The sequence below is a fragment of the Bacteroides uniformis genome, from assembly GCF_025147485.1.
GTDB classification, from domain to species: domain Bacteria; phylum Bacteroidota; class Bacteroidia; order Bacteroidales; family Bacteroidaceae; genus Bacteroides; species Bacteroides uniformis.
In genome coordinates, this window is record NZ_CP102263.1 from 4,050,374 (window position 1) to 4,068,105 (window position 17,732).

The following is a 17,732-nucleotide window of genomic DNA, read 5'->3' on the forward strand; positions in this document are numbered from 1 at the left end:
CAAGTAAGAGTGGCAACACACAACTATGACTCTCTATCACAGAGGATCACATTATGGACATCCCCCAAAGCCAGGGAAGACTTCTCGGTAACCATCTTAAATATGCCTATAAACAAAGAAAACAGCCCCACTGAAGCTGTTTTCTGAAATTAGTTCATAAAAAATTGATACTATGTAGTTTCATAGTATACTCTTCTTCATTTCATTCACTATGTATCTCACATCCTCATCCGTCACATAAGGACCGCTCGGCAAGCAAAGACCACGTTTGAACAAGCCCTCACTGACACCATTCACATAGGCAGGATTAGCCGCATAAACCGGCTGGAGATGCATGGGCTTCCATAAGGGACGGCTCTCGATACCGGCTTTATCCAAGCAAACACGCATGGCCTCCACATTACGGTTGGGCTCGCAAGAGGTATGGGCACTCACCGACTCATGCGTAACACCCGCAGCACCACCCACGGCACCTTTCACAGTCTCACGGTAGGCATCTTCCTCACCCTTCACATGCAGATTCTCGTCAAGCAGTACCGTGTTCAGCCAATAATTGCTGTCATAGCATCCGGAAGGATTCTCATGAAGCGTGATTCCCTCCACATCGGCCAACAGCTCACGATACAGACCGCACAGATGCTTATGGTGCGCTATGTGCTCATCCACCACCGTCATCTGGCCGCGGCCGATACCCGCACAAATGTTACTCATCCTATAATTATAGCCTATACGCTCATGCTGGTAGTAGGGATAGGACTCACGGGCCTGGGTAGCATAGAACATTATCTCACGCTTGGACTCTTCATCCGGGCAAATTAGGGCACCGCCACCGCTGGTGGTTATCATCTTGTTACCATTGAATGAAAGCACACCGTATCTGCCAAAAGTTCCGAGGACTTGCCCGTCAAACTTGCTTCCAAAGCCTTCGGCAGCATCCTCTATGACCGGAATATCATATCTATCTGCCACCGACATGATTTGGTCTGTCTTGTAGGGCATTCCATACAAAGCCACCGGAACAATCGCTTTGGGCTTCCGGCCGGTCTTGTCGATACGCTCCCTGATAGCCTGCTCCAGAAGAACCGGGTCCATGTTCCAGGTATCAGCCTCAGAATCCACGAATACCGGAGTAGCACCGAGGTAGGTCACCGGATGGGAAGAGGCACAAAAGGTAAAGCTCTGTACTATCACTTCGTCGCCCTTCCCCACTCCACAAGCCAGCAGAGCCAAATGCACAGCGGCAGTACCTGCACTTAAGGCCACTACCTTCTTGCCCTGACCCACGAAGCGTTCCAAATCCTGCTCGAAGGCATTCACATTCGGGCCGAGAGGAACAACCCAGTTGGTATCGAAGGCTTCCTGTATGAAGCCCATTTCCTTGCCGCTCATGTGAGCGAGGCAAAGATAAATTCTCTTATCCATAAAAGTATGTGATTAAAAGAAAACGATAAATAGAAAAGTAAGAGTATAAAAAGAAAGGCTATTTACACCATAGGTAATAAGGCACAAATAACCAACGCAACAACTTACCTAATCTCACAACAATCATTAGGAATGCAAATTATCTATTCCTTATATTTTAAAACCTTTGCAGGTATTCCTGCCATTATAGCATTTTGGGGTACATCCTTAATAACTACGGCACCAGCACCAATAAGACAGTTTTCTCCTAATTCATGTACACCAGTCATTATAGTAGCACTAATGCCAATATATGCATATTTATTCGCAATAATTGATGCACCAAAATTCACTCCCGTAGAAAGGAAAGTACCTTCGTGCAATATAGAATGATGAGCAACATTTACTCCCATACTTATCATTACAAAGTTTTCTATTTTTGTGTATGGCATGATATGAGCCCCCAAAAGAATATAAACACCTTTTCCTATTTCAACATTTGGAGATAAGCATACTGTAGAATGAATAAAATTAGGAACCTCATATCCCAGACTTAACGCACGTTTTAATATTTCAACCCGCAATTTATTATTTCCTAAAGGACAATAAACAGCTTCAACATCATATTTATCTTTCAAACATGCAAGAAAATCCAATTCCCCCAACACAGGAATACCACATACCTTTTGGTTGATATACCTAGGATTGTCATCCAAAAAACCTACAATTTCAATACCTGCTTCTTGAAGATAAGCCAAATAGACTTCGCCATAAGTACCTGCACCAATAATAACACTTTTCATATTCATTTCTTTCAATTATGCCCATTAAAAGGCACAGTAGTAGCCTCTCCTTCTCTTGATATTCCTTCCCTAATAAAAACTTTTCTTATTGTAGCAAATGCAATTTGCATATCTAAAGAAAAAGAACAATGATCCACATACCAAACATCCAGTTCAAACTTTTTTGTCCAACTCAAGTTATTTCTTCCATTAATCTGTGCCCAACCAGTTATACCTGGACGTACTTCATGCCTTCTCATCTGCTCTTTAGAATATAAAGGTAAATAATAAGTTCTTAAGGGGCGAGGACCGATCAACGCCATATCACCTTTCAAGACATTGAGCAACTGTGGCAACTCATCTATCGAAGTGGAGCGCACGAAACGTCCCACTTTGGTCAGCCGATTGGCATCCGGTAATAATTTGCCTTCTGCATCCCGCTCATCCGTCATACTTTTAAACTTTATCACACGGAATATTCTTCCATCCTTTCCAGGACGCTCCTGAGTAAAGAATGCTCCTGCACCTTTATTGGCAAAATGCAACCAAATAGTAATAAGTAACAAAATGGGCCAGATAACAACCAATACAATAAAGACCAGAATGAAATCAATCACTCTTTTCAAACCATATTTATACATACTCTCAAAAATGCTTCATTATAGCCTTATAGCTCTTATCCACAGTATAATTCTCACACAAAAATCTATACCCCCTTTCTCCCATCTCTTTCATTCGTTTATCATCCTCTACCATAAACTCAATCATCTCCATAAAAGTATCTATATTCCCATTCTCTGTCCACAGACCGAAACCACTTTCTTCAGCTATCCGTCCGATGTCCGTATTCACATCCGTAGCCATTAACACCGGCATCCTACATTCCAAATACGAAAGCAGACGCGATGGGAAATTGGGTATCGTAAACCGCTTGTCCAGAAATATCAAGCCTACATCACACAAGCTCACCAATTCATCATATTTTGCTTTCGGCAATGCAGCAAGAAGACAAGCGTTTTGGGGCAAGTGCGTATCAAACCATAATTTAACCCTCATATACTCTGTACCACTACCTACAATTACAAAATACGAGTCATCCCGCTTTTTATTCTCCTCAATCACCTTCAATAAAAAATCTATCCCCTGGGGCTTTCCCAAATTACCCCCATAGATGAAAATCCTTTTTGATGCAGGAATATTCAATTCTTTCAGCAGTTCACTCTCTTTCCTATCTCCTTTCAACCTTTCCTGCAACTTCACACTGTTCGGACAGATTTCCACCTTTGCCGCATCAATGGCAGGATTATGCTTCAACACATACTCACAGTTGGCAGGTGACATACAACCGATAAAGTCTGACAATTCATAAAGTTTTTCTTCTTTACTCCTGAACATCCTATAAAGAAAACTTTTCTTGGAAAACATACCCAAATCCACCGCATTCTGCGGAAAAATATCCTTCAGCATCAAATAAGTTTTCGCATTCCAGCGTTTTTTCAAGGTTCGGATTACCTTATTGAAGGTGATGGGAGGAGTGGAATAAAGAATAAGATCGAACTTCACATCCCGCCAGTATTTATTAATGGCATGCAGATACTGGCTTTCCAACAATAAAGTGCCAATCCCCTTCTCCACAATATTCGTTTTCTGGATATTGAGTGTCTTTACCTTCAATATTCTTGCACCGCCGTTCTCCATGACTCCGGTAGGCTGATGGAATCTCCGCTCATAAGGAGATACTATATACATGGCATGCCCGTTCCTGATAAATTCACGCATCAAGTCCGTATAGATGCCACGCTCTTCCAAACCATTGATACGGGATATTGTCAAAAAAAGAATGTTCATCCCAGCAGTCAGAATTTTCTCCAAACCATCTTGTTCACCACCCCCGTATAGCTCTGAATCAACTTCACAACCTTGGCCGATACATTCTCATCCGTATAATTGGGCACCGGCAGACCGTGATCCCCATTCCTATTCATCTCCACGGCAGTATCTACAGCCTGAAGCAAGGATTTCCCGTCAATGCCGGCAAGGACAAAGATACCCTTGTCAAGAGCCTCGGGACGCTCCGTACTGGTACGGATGCATACAGCAGGGAAAGGATGCCCCACAGAAGTGAAGAAACTGCTCTCCTCAGGCAGGGTACCGCTGTCACTCACAACGGCATAGGCGTTCATCTGCAGGCAGTTGTAGTCGTGGAAACCGAGAGGTTCATGCTGAATCACACGTCTGTCAAGTGCAAAGCCGCTTGATTCCAGACGTTTCCTGCTACGGGGATGACAACTGTAAAGTATGGGCATGTCATATTTCTCGGCCATAGCGTTAACCGCGCTGAAAAGGGACAGGAAGTTCTTCTCCGTGTCAATGTTCTCTTCCCGATGCGCGGAGAGCAGGATGTATTTACCTTTCTGGAGATGCAATCTCTGGTGAATATCGCTGGACTCTATTTCCGTCAGGTTCTCATGCAGGACTTCCGCCATGGGCGAACCGGTTACGTATGTACGTTCTTTCGCCACGCCCGAAGCGTTCAGGTATCTGCGGGCATGCTCCGAATAGCAGAGGTTCACATCGGAAATGACGTCCACAATACGGCGGTTGGTCTCCTCAGGCAGGCACTCGTCAAAGCAGCGGTTGCCTGCCTCCATATGGAAGATGGGGATATGCAGACGTTTCGCGCCTATCACGCTCAGGCAGGAGTTCGTGTCTCCCAACACCAGCACGGCATCAGGTTTCACCTGCACCATCAGCTTGTAGCCGGCGTTGATAATATTCCCCATCGTGGCACCGAGGTCATCACCGACGGCATCCATATACACATCGGGGTCTTTCAGCTTCAGGTCACGGAAGAAGACACCGTTCAGGTTATAGTCGTAATTCTGGCCGGTGTGGGCCAGCAGACAGTCAAAATAACTGCGGCATTTGTTGATGACAGCCGCCAGGCGGATGATTTCCGGACGGGTGCCCACTATAATCAGAAGTTTCAGTCTGCCGTTCTCCTGAAACCTGACTTGCGAATAATCCAATTTTATATCCATCTGTTCCTATATTCTTTAACTCGTTTCAGACTTTTTCAGAATAAGTGTCCGGACGTGCCGGGTCGAAACACTCGTTGCACCACATGAAAGTCACCAGGTCTTCCGTTTCCGAAAGGTTGACAATGTTGTGCGTATAACCGGGAATCATCTCCACGACCTCCATCCTCCCGCCGCTTACCTCGAAGCTGACAACCTCCTCCGTACCTATCTTGCGGAGCTGTATCAGACCGTGTCCGCTCACCACCACAAACTTCTCGTTCTTGGTATGGTGCCAGTGCTGGCCTTTCGTAACGCCCGGCTTGGAGATGTTCACCGAGAACTGCCCGCGGTCGGAAGTACGGATAATCTCCGTAAAACTGCCGCGGTCGTCCACATTCATCTTCAGGGGATAGCTGAACCGTTCTTCAGGCAGGTATGAGAGGTATGTGGAATAGAGTTTCTTTGTAAAGGCATCGCTCAAATCCGGAACGGACAAGGTACCGGACATTTGCCTGAAAGACCTTATCAGTTCCACAATGCCGCCCAAGGTAATGGTATGTACTACGGGCACTTCGCAATAATCACCGTTGCGGTGTTCCCTGCCGCTCAGGGCAGAGATAAGCTCGTCCACCACATCGTCTATGTAAACCAGATGCATCACCACCGAAGGGTCGTTTACCCGGATGGGCTGGTCATGGGCGATGTTGTTGCAGAAAGTGGCCACCGCGCTGTTATAGTTGGGGCGGCACCATTTGCCGAAAACATTCGGGAAGCGGTACACCAGTACCTTTGCACCCGTTTCCCTGGAGTACTCGAACAACAGTTGCTCCCCTGCCCGTTTCGATTCACCGTAAGGGTTGTCGAGTGCGGCCTGCGTGGAAGAGGAAATCATTACCGGACAGGTATTGCCGTACTTCTTCAATGTATCAAGCAGCGTGGAGGCGAAGCCGAAGTTCCCTTTCATAAACTCAGACGCATCCTTGGGACGGTTCACGCCCGCCAGATTGAAGACAAAGTCAGCCTGTTTGCAATAGACATCCAGTTCGGCAGGGTCACTGTCCATGTCATACTCGTAAATAGTAAGTTCCTCACCTGCAATGCCGTAATTGCGGGCTTTCCCGTCACGGATGTTGTGCAGCTGGGATACAAGGTTCCGGCCGACAAACCCTCGGGAGCCGGTCACTAAGATTTTCATAAACTAATGGGATTGGATAGGATGGAAAAGTTAACAATGGCTATACTATTCGCTCTTGATTTCCGCGCTCTTCGCCTTTTCCTCCATCCCGAGGTCTTCGCGGATGAAGCGGAGTTTCAAAAGAAGCTTTTTCATGCCCTCCACATCCAGGCGGGCGGTGTTATGGCTGTGATAGTCCTCTATACGGGCAATATCCTCATTGCCTTCCGTGAAGAACTTGTCATAGTTCAGGTCACGGGTGTCGCAGGGAATGCGGTAGTAGTCGCCCATGTCGACAGCCTTTGCCATCTCCTCGCGGGTTACCAGTGTCTCATACAGTTTCTCGCCGTGGCGCGTGCCGATGGTCTTCACCTCCGTCTCAGCGTATTTCGGATCAACCTGCGCGTATGTTTCCTTCAAGGCCTGCGCCAGTACATCCAAGGTAGCGGCAGGAGCCTTCTGCACGAACAGGTCACCGTTATGCCCGTGCTCAAACGCATAGATTACCAGATCCACGGCATCGTCCAGCGTCATCATGAAACGGGTCATGTTGGGGTCCGTTACCGTAATGGGCCTGCCGTTCTTTATCTGCTCCACCCACAAGGGAATTACAGAACCGCGGCTTGCCATCACATTGCCGTAACGGGTACAGCAGATGGTTGTACCGGCTTCCTCACCCAACGCACGGCCCTTGGCTATGGCAACCTTCTCCATCATGGCTTTGCTGATACCCATGGCATTGATGGGGTAAGCCGCCTTGTCGGTAGAAAGCACTACTACGTTTTTCACCCCATGCGCTATGGCTGATTCCAGCACATTGTCCGTACCGATCACATTGGTCTGCACAGCCTGCAACGGGAAGAACTCGCAACTGGGAACCTGCTTCAAGGCGGCGGCAGAAAACACATAATCCACTCCCACCATGGCACCGTCCACAGACTGGCGGTCACGGACATTACCGATATAAAATTTCACTTTCGGATTCTGCAGGTGATGACGCATGTCATCCTGCTTTTTCTCGTCACGGCTGAAAATACGGATCTCTTTAATGTCACTATCAAGAAAGCGACGAAGAACAGCATTACCAAAAGAGCCTGTTCCACCGGTAATCAACAAAATTTTATCTTTAAATCCAGACATAATATCTTATATTAATTCAATCTTATAATTACTTTTATTATCAGTTATAATAGCTTTAAAATCTTCTTTTCTTCTTTGAATATTATAATAGTCTAGTAGCTCATCATTTGAAGTTATTGGAACAAAAGAGGTTAGCTTACTAATTAATTGCGAGAACTCACTATCGAAATCATTGTCTATGTTAAATACAAGTTGCTCTTTATAAATAGGATTAGCCAAACCACCCTTTCCTGAATGAATTAAAATATTACTGGCACATAAAGCCTCTAATGCAGCCAATCCAAAACCTTCATATAATGAAAGTTGAAAATAATATTTGGAACGTTTTAAAAAGGCTATCTTTTCTTCTTCAGATACTTCCCCTATCAATTCTATAGAATCATTCAAACCATATTTATTGATTATAGATTGGATAAAAGCCACTCCTTCCCCTTTCCTTCCTATAATAATAAATCGATAATCAGCAAATGCAGGTATTTTCTTTAATTCAGCAAAAACCTGCAAAGCCTTATCCACCCCCTTCCTTCTCACATTACCTTCATTCCCCATCCATACAATAGAAGTAAATAGATTCTCTTTCGGAATATCAGAGATAAACAGTCTTGTATCAATAGCATGCTCACTATAACTTAACTTCTTCCTCGAGGAAAGGCATTTAACGATATTCTTTAAATCAGATTGTGATACAACTATACAAGAATTAGAAATCCAATAACAGAGTTTAAAAAACAACACTTGAATTCTATAACTGCGAGTAGAAACATAATCTGCATCCAAAGAATCAATACCTCCAGTAAAATAAGTTTTTTTACCCAAGCATTTCGCAAACAATGCAGCAAAAAACGAGTATCGATAAAAATAGGAAAATAAAATATCATATTTCCAAAATAAAAGGCTATCCAATATCCGATTAGACAGCGAAACATCATATCCTAAATCTCCTAACAAAGCAATATCTATCTGATAAAACTTTTGAGTTTTAAATAATTCAAGGGAACCCACACTTGAGTAAAACAAGATTCTTTTTTTCATATTTTAGTGCTGCATTATGAAATTCATTAACCGCTTTGCCTGAATCTCTGAATTTTTATTCTCTAATATGAACTGTCTTGCATGTTTGCCAAATTCATCCAATTCCACTTGTTCTTTATTTCCCCATTCTTTTAAAACAGCAGTAAATGTCTCTCGTGAATTATCTGGTATCAACACCAAATGCTCTTCGTAATCAGCAGGAAGTCCTGGAAGCTTATACATAACCGTTGGCGTCCCTGAAGCCATATATTCCATTGTCTTCGACGGAAAAGAGTACTTGGTAAATTCTGCATCTCCTTTACGAGGATTAACCAATAATGTGGCTTGTTGTTGCATTTCGAATACACGGTTTTGCTCCACAAGTCCCCAATATATTATACGAGAATCATTTTTAGCAGCTACTTCAACAAAAGGTTGATCTAAACCAAAACCGCATATCCATAAAGAAAATTCTTTATCATCAATTTCATTAAACGCTGCTATTAAATCTCGAATACCAAAACGGGTATCCAACTTACCTGTATAAAGAATTACTTTTTTCCTCTTCTTTTGAGAAGTAACTTCTATGGGATTATATACACCTTCCAAAAGATGCCATGGACGAAATCCAACATTTAGCTTATCTTTCATGTGCTCAGTAAGAAGAACGAAAGAGTCAATCTCAGGAACTAATGCATAAATCTGATTAGTAATTTTCTTGCCCAATATCCTACAGAACCAAGATGTATTATCTCCAAAATATTCAGGCAAATCCAAAACAATACAACATACTTCTACATTGGGATATTTATATTTTAAATCAATGGCAGCCTTCAAATAGGGATAAATCACAGAATAAACCAATATTGTAACCTTTTCCTTACTATGTAAATCCAACCATTCAGTAGACTCCTTAATGATAGAACGATAAATGCTGTATTTTTTTATATAAGTAAAATTAAAGAATGCACCATTCACACCTTTCATTGAAGCAAATTCAAATTTTGAACGAGGAAAAAAAGGACTACTGCATCGCATTGGAAAACTCCCTATATCAGGAACATTAACTATATAATTAGGCTTATACTCTAATTTATCATAACCATGCAAAAGTGCTCTCTGAAAGGTTGTTGCACTAACAGATATACGACCTTTGGTTCGTTTATTTATAAGTGGCATTGTAGTAGGTTCACAGAAACAGCCCAAATACAAAACTTTCATAAAATAATTTATAAAGAAATAATTATTTTCAAATATATGATTTAACAAATGTGCCTTTAGAATACTCATTTAAAATGCCGAACAATAGACAGAAAAATGCAAAAAACATTGGAATACCTTCAAGAATAGGTTCAGACACAAACCCGACAAGCATTATAAACGAAAGAAAAGTAAAAGCTAAACGTAATATCGGATTAACAGACTTTAGTTTATAAACTCTAACAAAAGAATAAAGATATTGGCATGTCAAATAAAACAATAACAATAATGGAATGATGCCTGCCACTCTCCCACAGTCAAGCCATAAATTATGTGCATGACCAATTTTATTATTCATATTCATTCCTCCCAATGGATAATCCAACAATTTTGAGCCAACTATCATTAATCTATCAATTCTACCTCCTCCGGTTTCAACTTCATCTGTTTCAAACCGATCAAAGACAATCAATAAATCCCCATATGTCGTATAAATATATGACACAATTCCAATGAGAAAAATTAGAGATATTAACAACAACCTGATTTTTTTTATAGACATACCTTTAAAATTAAATATCAATGACATCAGCATTAATATTAATATAGCCACAATACAAGTTCTACTTTGGACGCGAACTGCACAATACACCGAGAGGAAAGAACCTATTAGAAATAAAAATTTCTTTTTTCTTCCCAATGGAATAAAAATAAACCCTAAGAACGACAAAAGGAACAATAATTTTGTCGTTATTAGCGTTGCAGAAATAAACCCTTCTTCATTATCAATCCCTATTAAAGGAATATTACGCCCCATTCCTATCACAAGAAAACCATTTTCCAATACATCTTTAATTACCGAGACAATAGCTACGGCAGACATAGACAATGCCATAATATACAATAAATTAATTAATGACACATCATCACTTCTCCGTACTAAAAACTTACCTAAAAGATATATAAAGGGGAAATTAATGAAAAAAATAAAAGTCGTAACATACCCAAATCCATCTGAAAATATAAATACAGACAATGCATACAGCATTCCCCACATAAAAAGGACACAAAAGGTTTTATCTATTAATTTATATCCTTTATGAACAAGAAGATAAATAAATGGTAAATAAAACATGTAATATCCATAGCCTGAATAATCTAAAAACATCAAAGCTAATAGTATACTCAAAAAACAATACTTATTCTTATGCAATATCTTCATGTATCATTCCCCAATATCTCACCTGAATTATATTTTCAGAGAATAAATCAATAAATAACTTTACGCGGCAAATAATACCTAAACAACATAGAAAAACATGTCAATGATGTATCTATCGTCCCTACAGCATTCTTATAATCAGTTTTTTGTGTAAAAAAGATACTTCTAAGTCCAATGGTATACAATTTTCCATAAGGATAAGCAAAAAAAAGGATTGCTTTTCCTACTTTTTTCTCAAGCTCTTTCCTTGATAAAAATATTTCCTTCTGCATATTATTTTCATATCGCAATTTTGAATGTGACTGAGTATGAAAGCCTATGGTTACCAAAGGATCCTCACTATACACTTTCAGTTCACTATTCCCAATATATCCCTCTTTTCCAATAAAATTAGTAGTAATATATACGGTAAAAGGGATATTATATCTCTTCAAGAAAGGATAAGCATTCATATATGCATCCATCCAGCCATCATCAAAAGTAATAACAGCTTTTTTCTTTTCCGTCTTTTCATAAATATCATCAATACTTACAATTTGATAATTTATCCTTAATTCATCTATTATTTCTTTAAATCTTTCGACCTTACAAAGACACGCAGGAATCTCATCTAACTCCTCATTCGTAACATGATGGAACATAACAATCACACCTTTTTCGCAAAAAAATGCATTAAACCATACAAAAACTCTTTCTATAATTATGTAGAAGCAAGTAAGTACTTTATTTACAAACATATTTTCTAAATTTTCTTAATATTAGATCTTTGAAATATTGAAGAATCATTGAACGATTGAAACTCCTTAAATAATACTCGGATAAGAACTGAATTGTTCTTATCCCAAATTTATTATCGCTGAACTCTGACATATCATAAAGATAAATACCATTTCCCTCAATCTCTTGCAAAACATTCAACTCAATAGGTCGCAACCTCATACCAAATGTTCTAATTATCTTATAGGGCATATTACGGCAACTCAACAAATAACGGGCCTCATCTATATTTTCACGATTACCATTCAAATCAATGATCACATCTTTAGATGGAAACTTTGACTTCAATAATAAACACTGAGCATAAGTATCATAATGCACTAGATCTCTAAATAATGGTAAAACATATTTTTTTCGTCCGTATATAAGCTCAACCTGATAACTATTGCTTATTTGTCCCTCATTAGTATGTACCCCTACGTCACTAAAGTTAGTAGAAAGTGAAGTGTAAGGATAAATAAAGAATTTATTGGTTAAGATAAGATATGCCTCGAAGTATTTAGACCAAGCCTTATCCCACCCTTTTATTATCGAATAGGTATCTACCTCATCAAAATTACAGTCCCATTTTTCCAGCCATTTACGAAACGGCTTCCACATACTGTAAGTAAACGTTTCTCCCCAAGTAGAAGTTGATTGATAAGCAAAAACATCATGCCCTATATTCAAAAAATAAAGGGGAAGATTATTAAAACCATTGTGTTCATTTCGATATAATGAAATACCAGCAACATTTACATCTTCTCCATAAGCACTCACAGTTTGTTCAATGTAATCATAAAAAAAAGGAGAGACATATAAATCATCTTCCAAAATAGTAACAGATTTAAAGAACTTACTTAAATCACCGCATCTATATATATGTTCTTTCAATCCCCTCTTTTTCTCCTGAATAATCACATATTTGTTCCCATGAGTCCATTCGAAATTTTCTACAAAATCATAAAGTTCTGTACAGTCACTCTTGTCTATACTTACAACTAAGGGAACAGCTATGGAAGCATAATAAGCCTCCTGCAAACTTTTAAGTAATCGTTTTATAGATACAATGCGGTTATAACCTACAACTACAATAGCATTGTGGTTAATTTCACAATCTGGAATCTGTAACATAATTTACAAATGTTTATTCAAGAGGAATATTTAACAAACATAAGTCTATTAAAGAAAAGAAGAAATGGATAATGTGGAATCACCTTAAAAAGGAGAAGAATTATCGCAATTTTGGAAAAACCGGCATGAATGATACTTTTCCAAATATACGGCAACGAAGCAATCTCTTTTATTCGCAAAATACTCTCATTTTTATCTGTTCGTACATGCATAATCTCATTAAACAAACAGCTATACAAATCCAATGCTAAAACTCTATAATATTCGTGATTTGGGAAATTCTCACCATACACCTCTTTTAACAGATTATATTGCTGCATATGTAGATATTTTTTAGACATAGGATAATTATGCATATATTTAGTCATCAAAGAATTTGGATTCACAAACATGTAACAATAAAGAGGCTCATTAATATAAAATAATTTGCGTACATATTTCAGATAAATAGTTGTAAAGCCTACATCCTCACAATACGAAATATCTTCGTTAAAGCGAATATTTTTATCTTTCAATATGGATGTGCGATACAATTTTGTACCAATACAGTTAATAATACTAGTTTTATGAAGTACGCTAAATGGCATTAACCATTGTTCTATAGTATATAGTCCAGACTTCTTGTACAATTTTGTATCAAAAACAAATAGATTTGGTTTACAACACTTATAAGTAAATACAACACAGTCTATATCATTATTTGCATGATAAATATTCAAGCATTTTTGAAGTGTACCCGGCTCTAAAAGATCATCACTATCTACAAATATTAGAAATTCGCCTTGTGCAACTTCTATAGCATGATTTCGAGCCGATGAAACTCCTTGATTAGTCTGATTAAGTACTTTTATACATGAATACTTTTGAGCATAATCATTCAGAATATTCAGACTATTGTCAGTAGAACCATCATTTACCAATAATAACTCTTTTTCTACTTCTTGTGCTAAAAGATTATCAATAGTATTGGAGATAAAAGCAGAAGCATTGTATACCGGAATTATGATACTAATTAAATTACGTTTCAACATACAGTTTATTATTTCCCTATGCAGTAATATTGAATTCCTAATTGCTCCAACTCGTCAGAATCATAAATATTCCTGCCATCTACCACTACACAATTTTTCATACTTTTGACAATAACGCCCCAACTTGGTAAACGAAACTGCTTCCATTCTGTAAGTACCAACAATGCATCGGCGTCAAGTACAGCATCATACATATCATTAGCATATGTAATTGCATCACCAATACGACGTTTACATTCATTCATGGCCACAGGGTCAAACACCTTAATAATACAGCCAGCTTCTAACAACAACTTTATGGTGACAAGTGCAGTGGCCTCACGCATATCATCAGTTTCCGGCTTGAAAGCAAGCCCCCACAAAGCAATAGTCTTTCCTCGCAAATTGTCTCTATAATACTTCTTCAGTTTATTATAAAGAATAGTTTTTTGACTCTCATTCACAGCTACCACAGCTTTTAACACCTGCATCTGATAACCCTTCTTCTCAGCCGTTTTAATAAGTGCTTTCACATCTTTAGGAAAGCAACTACCTCCATAACCACAACCCGGATAGAGAAATTTACTTCCAATACGGCTATCACTGCCAATCCCTTTACGTACCATATTCACATCAGCACCTACTAACTCACAAAGATTCGCTATATCGTTCATAAAAGAGATGCGAGTAGCCAGCATAGAATTTGCTGCATATTTAATCATCTCCGCACTAGATATATCAGTAAAGATAACACGAAAGTTATTAAGCAAAAAAGGACGATAGAGTTTGGTCATCATCTCTTTTGCCTTCTCCGATTCTACCCCCACTACTACACGATCAGGACTCATAAAATCTTTAATAGCTGCACCTTCCTTCAAAAACTCCGGGTTACTAGCCACATCAAACGGTATTTCTACACCACGGCTATCAAGTTCTTCACAAATAACAGCCTTTACTTTCTGAGCTGTACCTACAGGAACGGTAGATTTAGTAACAAGAATAGTATATTTCTTAATATTCTGACCAAATAAACGAGCTACAGATAAGACATATTGGAGATCAGCAGAGCCATCACTATCAGAGGGTGTACCTACAGCACTGAATACAATATCAACATTATCAAGACAAGAAATCAAATCAGTAGTAAAATTTAAACGACCTTCACGATGATTACGAAGTACCATTTCATCCAATCCAGGCTCATAAATAGGTAATTGGCCAGACTGTAATAATTTTATTTTCTCTGCATTTACATCTACACAAGTGACATTTACCCCCATTTCGGCAAAACAAGTCCCTGATACCAAACCTACATAGCCAGTACCAACAATTGCAATATTCATAAAAGCTAAATTAATTTAAGGAATATCTTATCATTATAAATGAATCAAACTACCCATTTCGTCTAGATATTTAGGGGCAATATAGCTCATATATCCCCCTAAAGAAGTAAACGTCATTTCACCAAAATACAATTTGCCATTTGTAATATAAAAATCAATCCGGACTTGATGATGGCCTTTTGACAAAATTTCAGCAGCTTGTAACATATCAGACAAACATGTAGGTTTTTCAATCGTCACACAATCCTGCTTATGACCACCTGACAGCATATCTGGTTTTGGATTCCATTCTAAATCATACCATGCCAAACAACAACCTTTATATAATACTCTGTCAGCACATACCAAAATTGAATAAGGTTTCCCTTCTAAACAAAATACCTTATAATCAACCAAAGAGGTAGAATTAGCATTATCATTCTTTAAATACTCCTCAGCTATAATCTTAGGTTTTATACTATTATAATGAGGTTCTGCGTAAATTGTTCCGAATTTCAATTGAAGCCAAGTATTCAGTTGTTTTCTTACTTCATCCTCATTTATACTATTTTTATTCTTAACAACAATAATAGTACCACAACCATGATTTGTCTTAAGCACAAATGATGTCGGTAATAGGTTGAAATCAATATCACAAGCATCATCCCAAACACCGTAGAGTTCCACTAAAATACTGGAAAGGCCACGCTCTTTCACATAATCTCGTACTAGATATTTATCAGCAAGCTTTGTCCAAACAGAAGTGTCAGAATTGAATTTCAACCAATTGATTTTTTCATTCAAATTTTTCGGAGAACTCCAATTGATTTTTTTGTGAGAAATATTATAATATAATAAAGAAGCAAGTTTTTTTAAGTCACGTTTCCTATAATACTCACATAAATAAACAAAAATCTTGCGACGAATGAGTACAAGAGGATAAAAAATAACCCTCAATACATTCTTAATTTTTTCACAATTTTCATCTTTCATTATTTTTTAATTTTATAAATATTTTCTTTATTATACTCTTTTCGTCTTCTCTCAAACCAAACAGAAAAGCAAAAAATAAAGTTTGAACAGCAGATAAAAATATCAACAAAAATAACCAATTTATAAAATATCTACTAATATAAAAACAAATCAATGCATTTAATATAAAAACAGGAATCCCCCAAAACAAACGTTTCTAAGATACTGCATAATTGAAAGATTTATATTTATATGTAAAAACAAAATACGTCCGACAGCACAAATTGATTCAAACAACACATATACCAACATTACCATTTCGGCTGAGTACCCCATTTTTAAAATAATATAAACTATAGGTAAAGTTAGAATCTTTATAGTATTAATACATATACTATAGACTTTAACATTACCCACAGCTTGATTAGCCACTGCCATATTCATAGTTAACAAATCAATCTGAATAGCCAAAAGAAACATCCTACAAAACATCGTTGTATAATCAGGAACTTCCCTTAGCCAAATAGCAAGCAACTTATCCATAAATATAAATGCAGGTACACTTATCATTGACATCAACAAAAAAGAAAACTTACATGAGATTTCTGCCAATCGAAACATCTTCTGTCTATCACCTGCACCTTCAGCTTTTATTATTTGAGGATTAATAGCTGTAGTTAATGCATTAGATAAAAAATTCAACTGTCCAGCTACTTGATTACCTATTCCATAGGCAGCATTAATCGCAGCTGAATAAAAATTATTCAAAAGTATTGCCACACCTTGCCCACGACCTACAATACAACAAGTCCCATATACATTCCATCCCATAAATGAGAACATCTCTTTAAACAAAGAATATTCAAAAGTTCTAAAATTAAAATGACGGCATTCTTCATATTTCTTTCTGCAATAAATATAATATAATATAAAATTAAATATCACAAGAAATAAAGAGCCACAAGAATACCAAATTAATTTATCAAATGTAACATAAATTAAAGAAACAACAATGGGTACTTTAAGAATGGAATCGACAATCTGTACCATAGATGAATAAACAAGATTCTCATGAGATATAAGAGATGCAAAATATGGAGTACTAACAAGATTAAAAAATAGAGAGCCAATCATTAGATAATATACAACCTTTGCCACAGACAGTCTTTCCATGCTTATATTTAACATATTGGCAAACACAAAATCAGTAGCACAAACTAATAGAACACATATAACCAATCCAAAAAAAAGTTGTATACAAAGACTATTATTAAAGATTTTAATCACCATTGGCATATCATTTTTCCCATGATGATATGAAAGATACCGTATAGTGGTATTAGCTAAATTTATCTGAATAAAAGAAAGCATAGCTATAACTCCTCCTACAAGATTGTATATTCCATAATCTTCTACTCCAAGATTATCAAGTACAACTCTTGAGGTATAAAGCATTATAGCCACTTGTACCACTGTACGCACGTACTGAATACCAGTATTAACAACAACACGCGTAGAAGAATCCATTAAAATACATTATTAATATATGTATAAATAAGTAATTATTAAGCAAAGAACTACTGTTCTT

Annotated in this window: 16 protein-coding genes; all 16 read right to left on the reverse strand. The window is 38.0% G+C overall.

Annotation, left to right across the window (positions count from 1 at the left end; all coding sequences use genetic code 11):
- Window positions 1–180: 180 nt before the first annotated feature.
- A complete protein-coding gene (locus tag NQ510_RS16445; RefSeq protein WP_005831324.1) occupies window positions 181–1,422 on the reverse strand; it encodes a DegT/DnrJ/EryC1/StrS family aminotransferase in 1,242 nt (413 codons plus the stop codon).
- Between the two features lie 143 nt (window positions 1,423–1,565).
- A complete protein-coding gene (locus NQ510_RS16450; RefSeq protein ID WP_016274357.1) occupies window positions 1,566–2,204 on the reverse strand; it encodes an acetyltransferase in 639 nt (212 codons plus the stop codon).
- 11 nt (window positions 2,205–2,215) lie between these two features.
- Window positions 2,216–2,824, reverse strand: coding sequence for a sugar transferase (locus tag NQ510_RS16455; protein ID WP_005831328.1), 609 nt, complete (start codon window positions 2,822–2,824; stop codon window positions 2,216–2,218).
- Window positions 2,825–2,828: 4 nt separating this feature from the next.
- On the reverse strand, window positions 2,829–4,031 hold the full coding sequence (locus NQ510_RS16460; RefSeq protein WP_016274356.1) for a glycosyltransferase family 4 protein: 1,203 nt from the start codon (window positions 4,029–4,031) through the stop codon (window positions 2,829–2,831).
- Window positions 4,032–4,039: 8 nt separating this feature from the next.
- Complete coding sequence (gene wecB, locus NQ510_RS16465) at window positions 4,040–5,224, reverse strand: non-hydrolyzing UDP-N-acetylglucosamine 2-epimerase (RefSeq protein WP_005831331.1); 1,185 nt, start codon at window positions 5,222–5,224, stop codon at window positions 4,040–4,042.
- 25 nt (window positions 5,225–5,249) lie between these two features.
- Window positions 5,250–6,398 carry a capsular polysaccharide biosynthesis protein CapF gene (locus NQ510_RS16470; protein WP_005831333.1) on the reverse strand — a complete coding sequence of 383 codons (1,149 nt, stop codon included), beginning with the start codon at window positions 6,396–6,398 and terminating at the stop codon, window positions 5,250–5,252.
- Between the two features lie 45 nt (window positions 6,399–6,443).
- Window positions 6,444–7,517 carry a polysaccharide biosynthesis protein gene (locus NQ510_RS16475; protein WP_005831335.1) on the reverse strand — a complete coding sequence of 358 codons (1,074 nt, stop codon included), beginning with the start codon at window positions 7,515–7,517 and terminating at the stop codon, window positions 6,444–6,446.
- A gap of 6 nt (window positions 7,518–7,523) precedes the next feature.
- On the reverse strand, window positions 7,524–8,549 hold the full coding sequence (locus NQ510_RS16480) for a glycosyltransferase family 4 protein (RefSeq protein ID WP_005831337.1): 1,026 nt from the start codon (window positions 8,547–8,549) through the stop codon (window positions 7,524–7,526).
- Window positions 8,550–8,552: 3 nt separating this feature from the next.
- Entirely contained in the window at window positions 8,553–9,749 is a 1,197-nt protein-coding gene (locus NQ510_RS16485; protein WP_016274353.1) for a glycosyltransferase family 4 protein, read from the reverse strand.
- Between the two features lie 28 nt (window positions 9,750–9,777).
- On the reverse strand, window positions 9,778–10,917 hold the full coding sequence (locus NQ510_RS16490; protein ID WP_016274352.1) for an O-antigen ligase family protein: 1,140 nt from the start codon (window positions 10,915–10,917) through the stop codon (window positions 9,778–9,780).
- A gap of 80 nt (window positions 10,918–10,997) precedes the next feature.
- Window positions 10,998–11,687 carry a polysaccharide deacetylase family protein gene (locus NQ510_RS16495; RefSeq protein WP_005831343.1) on the reverse strand — a complete coding sequence of 230 codons (690 nt, stop codon included), beginning with the start codon at window positions 11,685–11,687 and terminating at the stop codon, window positions 10,998–11,000.
- Window positions 11,674–12,840 carry a glycosyltransferase family protein gene (locus NQ510_RS16500; RefSeq protein WP_005831345.1) on the reverse strand — a complete coding sequence of 389 codons (1,167 nt, stop codon included), beginning with the start codon at window positions 12,838–12,840 and terminating at the stop codon, window positions 11,674–11,676. The genes NQ510_RS16495 and NQ510_RS16500 overlap by 14 nt, the downstream gene beginning before the upstream one ends.
- 17 nt (window positions 12,841–12,857) lie before the next feature.
- Complete coding sequence (locus NQ510_RS16505; RefSeq protein ID WP_005831348.1) at window positions 12,858–13,871, reverse strand: glycosyltransferase; 1,014 nt, start codon at window positions 13,869–13,871, stop codon at window positions 12,858–12,860.
- A gap of 8 nt (window positions 13,872–13,879) precedes the next feature.
- Window positions 13,880–15,193, reverse strand: a complete 1,314-nt coding sequence (locus tag NQ510_RS16510) for a UDP-glucose dehydrogenase family protein (RefSeq protein ID WP_005831349.1) — start codon at window positions 15,191–15,193, stop codon at window positions 13,880–13,882.
- Between the two features lie 33 nt (window positions 15,194–15,226).
- Window positions 15,227–16,165 (reverse strand): ATP-grasp fold amidoligase family protein, encoded by a 939-nt coding sequence (locus NQ510_RS16515; protein WP_005831351.1) that lies wholly within the window; start codon window positions 16,163–16,165, stop codon window positions 15,227–15,229.
- Between the two features lie 159 nt (window positions 16,166–16,324).
- The gene (locus tag NQ510_RS16520; RefSeq protein ID WP_259817211.1) at window positions 16,325–17,671 is read right to left on the reverse strand and encodes an MATE family efflux transporter; all 1,347 of its coding nucleotides are present in this window, start codon (window positions 17,669–17,671) and stop codon (window positions 16,325–16,327) included.
- Between the last annotated feature and the right edge of the window lie 61 nt (window positions 17,672–17,732).

Bases quoted from the DNA above. Each gene is read 5' to 3' on its own strand.
- NQ510_RS16445 (WP_005831324.1), bottom strand. From the start codon at position 1,422: ATGGATAAGAGAATTTATCTTTGCCTCGCTCACATGAGCGGCAAGGAA.
- NQ510_RS16450 (WP_016274357.1), bottom strand. From the start codon at position 2,204: ATGAAAAGTGTTATTATTGGTGCAGGTACTTATGGCGAAGTCTATTTG.
- NQ510_RS16455 (WP_005831328.1), bottom strand. From the start codon at position 2,824: ATGTATAAATATGGTTTGAAAAGAGTGATTGATTTCATTCTGGTCTTT.
- NQ510_RS16460 (WP_016274356.1), bottom strand. From the start codon at position 4,031: ATGAACATTCTTTTTTTGACAATATCCCGTATCAATGGTTTGGAAGAG.
- wecB (WP_005831331.1), bottom strand. From the start codon at position 5,224: ATGGATATAAAATTGGATTATTCGCAAGTCAGGTTTCAGGAGAACGGC.
- NQ510_RS16470 (WP_005831333.1), bottom strand. From the start codon at position 6,398: ATGAAAATCTTAGTGACCGGCTCCCGAGGGTTTGTCGGCCGGAACCTT.
- NQ510_RS16475 (WP_005831335.1), bottom strand. From the start codon at position 7,517: ATGTCTGGATTTAAAGATAAAATTTTGTTGATTACCGGTGGAACAGGC.
- NQ510_RS16480 (WP_005831337.1), bottom strand. From the start codon at position 8,549: ATGAAAAAAAGAATCTTGTTTTACTCAAGTGTGGGTTCCCTTGAATTA.
- NQ510_RS16485 (WP_016274353.1), bottom strand. From the start codon at position 9,749: ATGAAAGTTTTGTATTTGGGCTGTTTCTGTGAACCTACTACAATGCCA.
- NQ510_RS16495 (WP_005831343.1), bottom strand. From the start codon at position 11,687: ATGTTTGTAAATAAAGTACTTACTTGCTTCTACATAATTATAGAAAGA.
- NQ510_RS16500 (WP_005831345.1), bottom strand. From the start codon at position 12,840: ATGTTACAGATTCCAGATTGTGAAATTAACCACAATGCTATTGTAGTT.
- NQ510_RS16505 (WP_005831348.1), bottom strand. From the start codon at position 13,871: ATGTTGAAACGTAATTTAATTAGTATCATAATTCCGGTATACAATGCT.
- NQ510_RS16510 (WP_005831349.1), bottom strand. From the start codon at position 15,193: ATGAATATTGCAATTGTTGGTACTGGCTATGTAGGTTTGGTATCAGGG.
- NQ510_RS16515 (WP_005831351.1), bottom strand. From the start codon at position 16,165: ATGAAAGATGAAAATTGTGAAAAAATTAAGAATGTATTGAGGGTTATT.
- NQ510_RS16520 (WP_259817211.1), bottom strand. From the start codon at position 17,671: ATGGATTCTTCTACGCGTGTTGTTGTTAATACTGGTATTCAGTACGTG.